This is a genomic window from Sulfobacillus sp. TH-112, from assembly GCF_057473405.1.
Genome location: NZ_JBYCKN010000179.1, coordinates 1 through 12,649, shown reverse-complemented (window position 1 = coordinate 12,649; position 12,649 = coordinate 1). Strand labels below are relative to the sequence as shown.

The window sequence follows — 12,649 nt, the reverse complement described above, 5'->3', positions numbered from 1 at the left end:
TCAGTTCATCTCCATGAAGAGTTCCAAAGGTTTATGCAAATAGCGCAGCACTTGATTGGTAAATCGTCCTGCGGTCCCGCCATCGACCACGCGATGATCAAAGGTCAGACAGGCACTCAGCACCGGGCGCACCACAATGTCGTCGCTTTCAGGTAATACCACCGGCCTCTTTTGGATCCGTCCGGTACCGAATATGGCCACTTCAGGGTAGTTAATCACCGGAGTGGCATAAATCCCTCCAAATGACCCATAGTTAGTAATGGTAAAGGTCGAACCGGTGACTTCCGCCGGCGACAAGCGACGATTGTGCGCCTTGGTGGTCAAATCGTGGATCTCATGCGCTAACTGCACCAAACTTTTTTGGTCCGCGTTTTTGATGACCGGCACCACCAGACCCTCCGGATCATCGACGGCAATTCCGATGTGATAGTATGCCTTTAATACAATCTCCTGCGTCTCTTCATCAAGGCTCGAGTTTAAATACGGAAACTTCACCAGTGCAGCCACCACAGCTTTAATCACAAAAGGCAAATAGGTTAATTTGACGGTATTATCGGGCAATCCCTTTTTCATGGCTTCACGCATCGCGACGAGTTCCGAAACCTCAATTTCGTCCATAGTGCTGACGTGAGGAGCCGTATACTTAGAGCGCACCATATGTTCAGCAATACTTCTTCTCATCCCACGCAGAGGTATTCGAGTTTCTTTGCGATCTAACGGGGGAACGAGGACGTTTTCAGCCACCACCGGAGCATCCCCCTGCGCGGTACCGCTCTCAGCCGAACGGGCCCGGGCAGCTCGGAGGTCCTCGGGGAGCACCCGACCATTTTCACCGCTCCCTTGAACCGCCTGAATATCAATTCCCAACTCACGAGCTAATTTCCGCACCGACGGAGTGGCTAAAGCCCGCCGTGGCGGGGCAGTGGACGGACTGGCAGTATCATCGGGAATCACTTTAGGGTTCTTGTTGGGATTGTCTTTGGGGGGCGCTTTTGGCAGTTCCGTACTCGTGGTCGCCGTGGTCGAAGAGGCCCCGACCTCAAAAATAATGACCACCGTACCCACGCGCACCAAGTCGCCTTCCTGCGCTCGAATTTCTTTAACCCGTCCGGCGACAGGTGACGGAATATCGACGACCGCCTTGTCCGTTTGCAGTTCGCAGATAACCGCATCCTGCACCACCTCATCGCTCACTTTCACGTGCCACTTCATAATTTCGGCTTCATGAATTCCCTCACCGACATCAGGGAGCTTCCATTCATACACCGCCATTTTTTTCACTCCTCGGCTTAATAACTCATCACGGCATCAATGGCCGCCATGACCCGATCACGATCGGGTAACCACACGTCTTCAATAGAGGGTACAGGGAAAGGGGTATCATAGCCGGTTATTCGCAGCACCGGTGCTTCCAAGGACAAGAAGGCTTCCTCTTGAACAATGGCGGCCACTTCAGCCCCAAGTCCACCGCTACGCACCGCTTCATGGACCACTACGGCATGCCCGGTCTTTTGAACACTGGAGCGCAACGTTTCATGATCAATCGGACTTAAGGTACGTAGGTCAATGACTTCCACAGAGATGCGATCGGAAAGAGCATCGGCGGCGGCTTCTGCCACCGGTACCATCGGACCCCATGCGATCACAGTCACCTGGCGTCCTTCGCGAGCCACCCTAGCCTTACCCAAGGGCACCTCATAGGCCTCTTCCGGGACCTCCTCGCGAAATGCACGATAGAGTCTCATGGGTTCAATAAAAAGCACTGGGTCAGGGTCATGGATACTCGCCAGCAGCAACCCCTTGGCGTCATACGGGGTACTCGGAGTGACCACTTTAATTCCGGGAGTGTGACAAAAGAGCGCCTCTAGACTATCCGAGTGAATCTCGGGTGTTCTGACGCCTCCACCATAGGGAGCGCGGATCACCAGAGGAGCGTTAAATCGGCTCTGCGAACGAAATCGCATCCGGGCAGCCTGCGACGCAATTTGATCCACGGTTTCATAGATAAAGCCCAGAAACTGAATTTCCGCAATCGGCCTCATCCCCCCTACCGCAAGCCCTACGGAGGCACCAACAATCGCCGATTCCGCTAGCGGGGTATCCACGACGCGCTCTCCCCCGAACTGCTCGATCAGTCCTTCGGTGGCCCGAAATACTCCACCATTTTTTCCCACATCCTCGCCTAGCACCATCACTCGAGGATCTTGCTCCATGGCAATCTTTAGGGCTTGGTTAATCGCCTGAATCAAGGTGATTTTAGCCATAGTATGTCCCCCCTTGCTGGATCCGATGGACAAATCCTTTCTTCTGCTCTAGGAGCGGGGCGGTCAGTTCATGATAGACAAAATCAAACACCGACTCGGGTTGAGCCTTCGTATAGTTTTCTGCATCCTGCACTGCCCGTTCCACCTGGTCCTTCGCCTCATCATCTATACGAATAGCCTCATCTTCGGTAACCAAGCCTGCCTGTAACAGGTACCGTTTTAATCGCCTAACAGGCTCCCCGTGACTGAGACGCCGATCATCCTCCTCGGGTCGATAGCGCGTCGGGTCGTCAGCCGTAGTATGGGCCCCAAGCCGATAGGTCACCGCCTCGATCAGCACCGGACCCGATCCCGCGCGCACGCGATCCACCACCGAACGAAGGGTTTGATAGACCGCGATCACATCGTTGCCATCTAGTCGAATGCCTTCAATGTCGTATGCCAATGCCCGCTGCGCAATGGTAGCGGTGTTCATTTGTCGCGACACCGGAACACTGATGGCCCATTGATTATTTTGGCACACAAAGACCGTGGGCGTTTTCATGACAGACGCTAAATTGAGCGCCTCATGAAAGTCTCCTTGAGACGTGGCACCATCGCCAAAAAAGGTTACGGCCACGCGCTTTTCGTTTTTCAGTTTCGCGGCCCAAGCAAGTCCTACGGCATGCAAAATCTGGGCGGCAATTACGACCTGGACTGGCAGCGCCTGCACTCCCTCCGGGATGCGACCCGAATCCGGATGCCCCATACTATTCAGAAGCGGATACGACATCGGCACACCGGCACTGATGAGAGCAGCCCAGTCGCGGTAACTGCCACAAATCCAATCCTCTGAATTTAACGCGCTAACCACACCCAGTTGAGTGGCCTCTTGCCCACTATAGGGCGGATATGTACCAATACGACCTTGTCTTTGGAGATTCCATGCTCGCTGATCGAGTGTCCGCAATGCGACCAGTTGCTGATAAAATTGCAGAATTTGCTCATCGCTCACGTCGGTGCGATCTCCCACCAATTGGCCGTCTTCGTCGATGACCCGTTGGATGGGAAACTCCTTTATGGGGTCCACAATATCCCTCCTTGTAATTCTATATACTTCTATGTTAACTCAATACCTCTTGGAATGGGCCCGAGCTGAGCGTTAATCCGCCATCTGCGACAATTACTTGTCCCGTAATAAAGCGCGCTAAATGGCTTGCCAAAAAAACCGCAACGTCGGCAATGTCCTCCGCGCTACCCACACGACCTAAGGGCGTCGCACGCTCACACGCGCGATCGAATTGCTCCAGTTTATCTCCCATGTAAAATCGCTCGGACTCCGTGCTAATCACCCCTGGCGCTATGGCATTGACGGTAATATTTTGGGGTCCCAGTTCGGTCGCCAAGTAGCGGGTCAAGGTTTCCACCGCCGCCTTAGCACTCGCGATATTGCCGTAGCGAGGCAAGGTAAATTGCACACCATGCCCAGACACCGTAATGATTCTGCCAAATTCGCCCGTCATCAGGGGAACGGCGTGTTGAACCGATAAAAGAAAATTATCCACGATCAGACGATAGGTGCGGTCCAAATGGTGAGGCTGAATCTCCATTAGGGGTTTGAATGCAGACGCCGCGGCATTGGCCATAAAAACGTCGAGTCCCCCCCAGGCATCCTGGATAGTCCCAAAAAGACGCGCTACCTCTTCAGGCTGCTCAAGTTCGGCTTGAATGAGCAGGGCTTCACGACCAAGCTTCTTTATCTCCGCATATACCTGTTGAGCTTCGTCCTGCTGTCGTCGATAATGGACGACCACGTCAGCACCCTCGCGAGCGAATGCCAAGGCTGTGGCCCGGCCAATGCCCCGCGAACTCCCCGTGACTAGCGCCCGTTTATTCTTAAGTAACACTCCATTCCCTCCCTGACTTGACGCTTCTTCGATCACCCTACCCAAATTGCGTGATCTTGGCAAGAATATCGTGCCACAATCATTTTCCGCGAAATCTTAATGAAAAATTAATGTTTGTGATAGTATTCACATTCCCAATCTTTCTGGTATAATAACAACCAAGTACAAGAATTCCGAAAATGAGGTGTTCAATATGCGTCACGCATTAGCGTATGAGTCAGTAGGATATTGCCAAATCTGTGATGAACCCCTAACGTCTCGCGATGTGCTGGAGACCAGCCAGGCGCGATTGTGCCCAGAGTGCTACGAAGTCAGTAGCCGGGTCGCGTTCCGCCAAGCCGAAGCCACGGGGCTAGAAGCCCGCTAAGCCCAATGGGGTTCTAGCGCTTGGAGAGTGGTCTTTGTATTCCCTATACAGCCAGTAATCGTAGTATCGCCTCTTCCTTAGAGCTACTTTTGCCTCGCAAAAGAGCCCTCGGAGGGGTTTTTTATGTTGGATTCAAATAGCTTTTTTGTGTTATGCGGATTGCGCGTCCTTGACTCCTCTGGACGCTGTCTTCCCCTATCCGGTGCACCACACGCACGGCTTGCGAAAAACGACACCGCTGGACTGACGGCCCAAAACGCCACCGTCTAAGCTGCCTACAAGTGGGCTTGTTATAATAGCTAGTAAGTGGGCGTCCGCATCCGAGTGAACCTCGAAGGCCGCCTGATATGTTGAGGAGGAATACACGGGATGTGGACACAATATTGGGTCGTGACGACATCATCTGAGGAACGAGCGCGTGACGACGTACAAGTCGCTCTTCACCGGTGGACTCCAGACGGAGTACCTGCCGCCACCATCATCACGGCACGCCTCTATCGCGGTCCTGATGACTTCTCAATTTCTGACACCATTAGCCAGGCCCTCGCAGAAATTCAGCAAACTGTTGCCACCAGTCATCGCAGCGAACTCTCTCGCCGACTTCAAGCCATCTCTCACCGCCCTATCGGAATTCCACCGCAAGCAGGCTGGGTGGTTTTGGACGGCCATACGCCGCGCAGTCCTCGGCCATTGGATTTGCGAAGCACAGGCAATCTTCGCTGGGTGGTCACGGTACAATGGGAAGACGATCCTCCTTCCTCGTCTGGAGCGTAACGATTTCTTAACCTAAACGACATCGCCGCATAACAATCTTCGCGTAAAATGCGTCCTGTGGTCGAAAGTTTGTCGAATATAGCAGGATTTTGAGCTGACCACGGTGAATAGTTGTGTGTAATGCCTGGTCACTTCGCATGGTATGGTTCATGTCGGTGGCTTAACGAATCACAAACATAGCTACTTAAGGAGTTCGTCCGATGACCATGGTGACACCATACTCGAACGAGGGAAGTTGCATGCCATGATTTCACGACTCACGCGAACCCGTATGGCCTATCTGTACATGAGCCCGGCAGCCTTGATCTTTTTATCATTCACGATATTGCCGGCGATTTTCGTGCTCTACATCAGTTTCTTTAACTGGAATTTTTTAAACGCTAAGCTGTCCTATTTTGTCGGACTAGCTAACTACAAGGGATTAGTAACCTCGTCAGCATTTTGGCACAGCCTTTTGGTGTCGCTCTACTTCGTGATCGGAACCGTTCCGGTCGGATTGGCCATTGCTCTCGCAATCGCGTTGGTCCTCATGCGCAACTTTGCCGGTCGGGGATTTGTGCGTCTCTCGGTATTTTCTCCCTATGTGACCCCTATTGTGGCCACCTCGATTGTCTGGATTTGGATTTTCAATCCTCAGTTCGGACTGCTGAATGGAATTTTACACGGCCTCCACCTGCCTGAATTGGGATGGCTTGAGAGTCCGCATACCGCGTTAATTGGCGTGATTCTTTATACGCTGTGGCATAGCTTGGGATTCGACGTGATTATTTTCATGGCGGGTCTCTCCACCATTCCCAGCGAATTACGTGAAGCGGCTCGCATTGATGGCGCTGGACGATGGCGTGAGTTTTGGACGGTCACATGGCCTCTCCTATCCCCTACCACTCTATTCGTGTTAATCATCACGACGGTCGGTTCCATGCAAGCGTTCACGCAGTTTTTCACCATGACTGAAGGCGGACCGCTTTCGTCTACTACCACTGTCAGTTACCTTCTTTATCAGTCGGCTTTCGTCTTTTACCACACCGGACCTGCGGCTGCGCTGGCCGTGATCCTATTTATCATCATTGGAGGTCTAACGGTTCTACAGATGAGTGCCTCGCGCAGACGAACCTTTTATCAGTAACCCTCATAGCCCATAAGACTTAATGACTCTCACAAATTAGCCTGAGGAGGATTTTACGTGATTTCGAAAAAAGCATCCGTCATTCTGATGTCAACGTCCTTAGTGGGTGTGATCGCTGCGGGATGCGGTAGTTCGACAGCAACTGCTGCATCAAGCTCCACCAAATCGGGACCTGTCACCATCTCCTTCATGGAAGCGATGTCGTCTGGTACGCTGTCCACCACCATGAACAGCTTGGTCACTCAATTCGAAAAAACCCACAAAAACATTAAAGTGACCCTCATTCCGGAGTCGAGCTATAGTGTGCTTGAGACCAAAATCGAGGCCTCCGTTTCTGCTGATCAGGCACCCACTATTGCTCAAGCCTATGAAGATTGGGCGGCGAGCTATGCGCAAGCGGGCACCATCGTACCGCTGTCGTCCTATGTGAACGGCCCGAACGGATTGACGGCTTCTCAAAAGTCCAATATCTGGTCAGGCATTTGGAAGGATCAGTTCTTGACCAATGGCAAAATGTATATGTTCCCCTTCAACAAGAGCGACTTTGTTCTCTACTACAACGCCACGATGCTGAAAAAAGACCACCTCCCGGTGCCCACCACGTGGGCACAATTTGCCAGCGATGCCAAAGCGGTGACAAACTCTAGCGCCAACACGTGGGGAGCGAGCACCGATCCCGGATCAACCTCTGGTCCTGAAAATGGAACCTACGTATATGTGTCCTTGATTCGCGCATTTGGTGGTCACTTAATGGTGAACAATAAACCGGACTTTGACTCCAAAGCGGCCCAACAAGCCCTGAGCTATCTGGTGAATTTGTATAAGGCGGGCGCCATTAAATTTGGCACCGACTATCCCGGCCAAACCGCACTGGGTTCAGGACACAGCTTATTTGACCTCTCCACCATAGCAAGCTATTACTACAACCAAGAGGCCATCGGCGGCAAATTCAAGATGGGTGTGGCAGCTTTCCCGAGTGGCCCAGCCGGGGAAGGCAATGTGCTGCAAGGAACCAACATCGTGATGTTTCAAAGTGCCACCACCGCCCAGAAAAATGCGGCGTGGACTTTCATGAAGTGGTTGGCTAGCCCCACCGAAACCGCTTATTGGGCCACGCATACTGGATATCTTCCAGTCACCAAGTCTGCGGTGAGCCTTATGGGAAGTTATTACGCCGCTAATCCCTACCAAAAGATTGCCGCTGAGTCGCTCAGTGCAGCCCGAGAAGTTCCCCCGGTCGCCGGAATGACGCAGGCCACCGGTGACCTAGCGACAGCCATTCAGGAGGCGACCGTCGGTCACGAATCGGTCAGTCAAGCCCTCAGTCAGGCCCAAACGGCGGCCGAGCAGGCCTTATCAAGCGCCAATTCATAGTACCGGGAAGGATGCGGAAATATGTTGTCTAAGCCGACTTCTCCCGCTCCCCAGACCACCAGAGCGCCTCTTTTGAGGCGCCGATGGCCTTGGTGGCAGTGGCTCATCGGGATCGTTCTTGTGGTGTTGTTTCTCTTCCCGTTTTATTGGGTTATTGTGACGTCTCTCAATAGTCCCAATCAGGTGCTGCAATTCCCGCCGGTGTTTATCCCGCACTGGCAATGGCAAAACTATGTTCTGGCGTGGTCACAGGCACCATGGTTACGCTATTTTGCTAATACGGTCTTTATCGCAGGCCTGACAACACTCATTGTGCTGGTTACCTCACTGCTGGCTGGATTTGCGTTTGGTATGCTTGAATTTCCCGGCAAAGCATTGTTATTTGCCAGCTTTCTCGCCATTATGATGATTCCGCAGACGGTACTTTTGATTCCCGATTATATTTTGTTGCGAGACATCCACTGGCTCAACACCTATTGGGCTCAAATCGTTCCCTGGGGAGCGTCGGTGTTTGGTATTTTCCTTTTGCGACAATTCTTTTTAGCTTTTCCGCCAGAGCTCATGGAAGCTGCAGCTCTTGATGGCGCATCACGATTACGCTTTTTATGGCGCATCGCCATGCCCATGGCGAAACCGGCACTGATTACCATCGGCCTCTACGTGTTTCTCGGCTCGTGGAATAGTTTCTTATGGCCGTACATTATGACCAGCAGTCCTTCGGTGCAACCCATCGAAGTTGGCCTGGCTACCTTTCTTGGCACCAATGGTACGGATTGGACGGGACTTTCTGCGGCCGTGGTATTTACAACGATTCCGGTCATGATACTATTTCTTGTTGCCCAAAAGCAGTTTCTAGCTGGGGCCTACGCCAGTAGCGGAGGTGTCAAGGGCTAGTGTATCGGACTCTATCGAAAGGACTCGACATCCATGAACGCACTCATTTTATTTGATTTTGACGGTACTCTCTATTGTGGAGACGCCCCGTTTCGCTTTTATGCTGACGTGATCGCGCGCGAGATGGCACCTCAGGATCACGATCACTATTTACACCTGGTAGAGCAACATTTAAATGGCGTCCCTGGGGTGGTCGCCGGGGACAATTGGGAAGCGGTGGTGCAGTTGTCCTCGCCCTTCCTCCCAGAAGATCGCTATGCTGATCTCTGGAATCATGCCTTTCTAGAGACCCGTCAGTACATGCTTCAGGACACCTGCCCATTAGAAGTCTCTTCAGATCTGCGGCGCTTCCTTCAGGAGATGCAGGGCCGAGTCACCCTTGCCTGTGCCTCCAACAGCCCAGCCGAGGCGGCCTTCCCGCTTTTGGAGCGATTAGGTCTTTTGTCATTTTTCGACCACGTGACGCCCAGCGCCGGTAAGCCGGCGGGACTAATTTCCGCGGCCGAATCCCTCTGGGGAGGTCCCGCCGATCCTCAACTTACCGCCAGTGTCGGGGACAATTATCGCAATGACATAGCGCCTGCCCTCGCGGACGGATGGTTTACTGCACACATTAGTCCTCACGGATACTTTCCTGGTCCGTCCACTGTGCATGGCCACGTCATTGAAGAGGTGTTGCCGAGTCTATACGAATGGGTGGCACGCCTTATACATTCATAATGCACCGGAGAGGAGAAGTTGACGATGGCGGACATTAGTTTTTGGGGTGGAGTAGGTGTCATTGGCTCCAGCAAGATTGTCATTGAACAAGGGGGATGGCGCGTGTTGCTGGACATGGGACTGGACTTTAGCCCGGGGTCCGGGCTTTTCCGAGGCCCGGTGCATCCCCGAGACGGTCACGTGCTCAGAGACCGACTACGCATCGGTGGAGCCCCCGCTATTGCCCATCTGTTTCGTTCCGATGCGCTCGCATCCACGGGATTAGCTGGGGGCACGGACGGAAAAACCGCCCTCTTTATTACCCACGCGCATATTGATCATATTGGTCTCACCGGATGGGTCGATCCGGCCATCCCCATTTATGCCTCTCCCGATACGAAACGTATCATGGATGCTCTTGCCGTCGCGGGAGAATCGGTTGAAGGCGGGATACCAACCTTACTCCCCATGGAAGATCACCAAGCGGTGTCGTTTGGTCCCTTCCGCATTACTCGGTATCCCGTCGACCACGATGTGATTGGCGCGTCGGGTTACGCTGTAGAGACTGAAGATGGCATAGTGGCCTTTACTGGCGATATTCGACTACATGGACGACACCCCGAGAAAAGCCTGCAGTTTGCCTCGAAAGTGCGTGGAGCGCGTGCCCTCGTGATTGAAGGCACCACCTTATCCTTTGGCTTTCGCAGTTTCCAGCCCAGTGAGTGGGATGTCGACACCAAATGGCAGGAGATTCTGTCAGCCACACCGGGATTAGTCCTTTTATCCATGTATCCTCGCAACATCGAACGGGTGGCCGCATTTCTCGATATTGCCACCAAAAATGGCCGCCAGTTGCTGTGGCCGAATAGCACCGCGACGTTCTTAGAGCACATGGGACTACCCGGCATTGAACGATTGGACTCGGTCCCTCTTGATGACATCGAGCGTCATGCCGATCGCTATGTTATTCAATTAGCGGTGGACAATCTGCCCTTGCTACTTGACCTACCGGTTGGTCCGGGTTCAGTCTATGTCCATGCCAACGGGGAACCGCTGGGACCCTTTGACCCAAGCTGGGACATCCTTCAAGACTGGCTCAAGCATACCCATACGCCATTTTGGTCTATCGGTACGGGTGGACACGCCAGCCCGGATGACTTGAACCTCTTAGTGGAAACTATCGCCCCGGAGATATTGTTTCCCTTACACAGTCAAGAACCCGATCGTCTGATCCCCCCACCGGGAACGGTTCGGTGGCTTCCGCAGCGCGGAGGGCGGCGGTATTCACTGGCTGGACGATAGCCGACACGGAATCACTTTTTTCTGTTCAAACACACTAGCGAGCACGCCGGTGTGTTTTCCTGTGAACCCCGGTGTAAGCTTTGACAGACGCAAGACAAGTGACTACTCTTGTAAAAGATTCCGATACAACGCTATGCAGAAGGCGAGAAACCATGAAACCATTTTACGCAATTCTCGGTAACGGTATGACGGCACTCCTAGCAGGGCCCACAGGCGCCATTGACTGGCTTCCTGTTCCCCGCTTTGACGGCCCAACGATTTTTGGAAGACTACTTGATAAGCATAGCGGTGGGTATCTCAGCTTAGAACCGGATCGCTTTGACGATGTTCAGCAGCGCTATCTTCCTGACGGACTGTGTCTAGAAACCCAGTTCACCACCGATACGGGCGAGGCGACCGTCAGGACCTGGATGAGTATGGGCCGCACGGCAGTCTGGTTGCGGTGTCGTACCACCATTCCCATGCGACTCACCTGCCGCCCAGCGTTTGGATACGGCGCGGTACGTCCTGCTTATTATCCGACCGCAGCGGGAATGCGCTATCAAAACCCACATGGACCGGAATTAGCGCAACTTATTATTCATGGTCCACACCACGCTACCGACCGGATCGATCAGTGGATTATCGATCCTGGTGAAACCACCGTGGTCATTCGCATTGGCGCTGAACAACCTGCAGATATGCGCTGGCTCAATCGTCCGATATCAGGCGATCCTGACCAACAATGGGCACTTGCAGCCAGCTATTGGACAGCGGCTCGCCAAGCCTATGACGGACCCCACCAAGAGCTGTTTCAACGCAGCTTAGAAATCATGCGTGCCCTCACCTATCGCCCCACCGGCGCACCGATCGCAGCGGCCACCACGTCGCTTCCGGAAATTCCGGGGGAATCGCGCCAGTGGGATTATCGCTATGTGTGGGTGCGTGATAGTGCCTATGCTGCCGAGGCCCTGCTGCTATCTGGAGATACCACCGGCGCCCGACGGATTGCGGAATTCTTATTAAGCATCGTGTCACCGACAGAGCGGGTATTTCCGGCCCCATTTGTCCGCGTCGATGGCACCCTTCCTGACGGTGAGAGAGACCTTTTATGGCTGTCTGGGCATGCCGAATCTCGGCCAGCTCGAGCAGGCAACGGCGCCATACACCAACTACAGTTAGATTTGGCTGGAAGCGTTTTATGGCTGGTTTTCCAATTGCACAAGGCGCAACCAGACCATGGTTGGCTGCGTCACCACTGGTGGGCACTGGAAGCGCTAGGGGAATGGATGCGCCACACCTGGACTCAGCAAGATGCGTCACTGTGGGAGTATCGCACGATTCGCGGCCATCATACCCACTCACGATTAATGAATTGGGTCGGACTGCAGTCGGTCCATCATTTGGCCCAAACCCTGGGATACACCCAAAGAGCCGACCGCTGGAAACGTGTCGCCGATCGCATTGGCGACTCCATTCGTGAGGATGCCCAGCACCATGGTCTCTTCGTGCCGAGACCCGGCATCACGGCAACAGATGCGGCGCTATTAGTGCTTCCGCTGTATGACTTCGTCCCTGTCACCGATCCGCTGTTCGCCGCCACCATGAGATCCATTCGGGAATCCTTGCTCGATCATGATTTTGTTTATCGATATCGCCAAGATGACTTGGGTCAAGCGCGCCATCCCTTTATTTTAGCCGGCTTTTGGTATGCGAGAATTTTGTTGCGACAGGGCGATGTGGCAGGGGCGGACCGCGTCATTAATCAGCATGTCCAACTCGCCACGCCCCTCGGTTTGTATGGCGAGCACGTGGACTCCGAAAGCGGTGAGGTGCGAGGAAACTTTCCGCAACTGTTTTCGCATACGGGTCTCGTCATGACGCTTGCAGAACGCTCGCGTGTGCTCTGCGGAGCCCCACTTTTGACGTTGCGCCCATAGGGAAGGGGGACCAGACCGCATTGCGATCTGGTCCCCTGCTCTCT

General features: G+C 53.5%; 12 protein-coding genes. 8 read left to right on the top strand and 4 right to left on the bottom strand.

Features of this window, described 5'->3' with window-relative positions:
• The 4 genes from ACOJWD_RS12850 to ACOJWD_RS12835 are packed head-to-tail and all read right to left on the bottom strand — an operon-like array spanning position 1 to position 4,150.
• Positions 1 to 1,272, bottom strand: coding sequence for a dihydrolipoamide acetyltransferase family protein (locus ACOJWD_RS12850; RefSeq protein ID WP_486993633.1), 1,272 nt, complete (start codon positions 1,270 to 1,272; stop codon positions 1 to 3).
• Between the two features lie 17 nt (positions 1,273 to 1,289).
• Complete coding sequence (locus ACOJWD_RS12845) at positions 1,290 to 2,264, bottom strand: alpha-ketoacid dehydrogenase subunit beta (RefSeq protein WP_486993632.1); 975 nt, start codon at positions 2,262 to 2,264, stop codon at positions 1,290 to 1,292.
• Positions 2,257 to 3,333 carry a pyruvate dehydrogenase (acetyl-transferring) E1 component subunit alpha gene (pdhA, locus tag ACOJWD_RS12840; protein WP_486993631.1) on the bottom strand — a complete coding sequence of 359 codons (1,077 nt, stop codon included), beginning with the start codon at positions 3,331 to 3,333 and terminating at the stop codon, positions 2,257 to 2,259. The genes ACOJWD_RS12845 and pdhA overlap by 8 nt, the downstream gene beginning before the upstream one ends.
• Before the next feature lie 34 nt (positions 3,334 to 3,367).
• Positions 3,368 to 4,150 carry an SDR family oxidoreductase gene (locus ACOJWD_RS12835; RefSeq protein ID WP_486993630.1) on the bottom strand — a complete coding sequence of 261 codons (783 nt, stop codon included), beginning with the start codon at positions 4,148 to 4,150 and terminating at the stop codon, positions 3,368 to 3,370.
• A gap of 193 nt (positions 4,151 to 4,343) precedes the next feature.
• Between ACOJWD_RS12835 and ACOJWD_RS12830 the strand changes: the two genes are divergently transcribed.
• The 8 genes from ACOJWD_RS12830 to ACOJWD_RS12795 all read left to right on the top strand — a co-directional run bounded on the left by ACOJWD_RS12830 (position 4,344) and on the right by ACOJWD_RS12795 (position 12,605).
• Positions 4,344 to 4,517: a hypothetical protein gene (locus ACOJWD_RS12830; RefSeq protein ID WP_486993629.1), complete on the top strand. Its 174-nt coding sequence runs from the start codon at positions 4,344 to 4,346 to the stop codon at positions 4,515 to 4,517.
• Between the two features lie 369 nt (positions 4,518 to 4,886).
• A complete protein-coding gene (locus ACOJWD_RS12825) occupies positions 4,887 to 5,291 on the top strand; it encodes a hypothetical protein (protein ID WP_486993628.1) in 405 nt (134 codons plus the stop codon).
• Positions 5,292 to 5,535: 244 nt separating this feature from the next.
• Positions 5,536 to 6,417 (top strand): carbohydrate ABC transporter permease, encoded by an 882-nt coding sequence (locus ACOJWD_RS12820; RefSeq protein ID WP_486993627.1) that lies wholly within the window; start codon positions 5,536 to 5,538, stop codon positions 6,415 to 6,417.
• Between the two features lie 57 nt (positions 6,418 to 6,474).
• The gene (locus ACOJWD_RS12815) at positions 6,475 to 7,791 is read left to right on the top strand and encodes an ABC transporter substrate-binding protein (RefSeq protein ID WP_486993626.1); all 1,317 of its coding nucleotides are present in this window, start codon (positions 6,475 to 6,477) and stop codon (positions 7,789 to 7,791) included.
• A gap of 21 nt (positions 7,792 to 7,812) precedes the next feature.
• On the top strand, positions 7,813 to 8,685 hold the full coding sequence (locus ACOJWD_RS12810; RefSeq protein WP_486993625.1) for a carbohydrate ABC transporter permease: 873 nt from the start codon (positions 7,813 to 7,815) through the stop codon (positions 8,683 to 8,685).
• Positions 8,686 to 8,718: 33 nt separating this feature from the next.
• A complete protein-coding gene (locus ACOJWD_RS12805; protein ID WP_486993624.1) occupies positions 8,719 to 9,405 on the top strand; it encodes an HAD family hydrolase in 687 nt (228 codons plus the stop codon).
• A gap of 24 nt (positions 9,406 to 9,429) precedes the next feature.
• Complete coding sequence (locus tag ACOJWD_RS12800) at positions 9,430 to 10,686, top strand: MBL fold metallo-hydrolase (protein ID WP_486993623.1); 1,257 nt, start codon at positions 9,430 to 9,432, stop codon at positions 10,684 to 10,686.
• 152 nt (positions 10,687 to 10,838) lie between these two features.
• Positions 10,839 to 12,605, top strand: a complete 1,767-nt coding sequence (locus ACOJWD_RS12795) for a glycoside hydrolase family 15 protein (protein ID WP_486993622.1) — start codon at positions 10,839 to 10,841, stop codon at positions 12,603 to 12,605.
• Positions 12,606 to 12,649 lie beyond the last annotated feature (44 nt).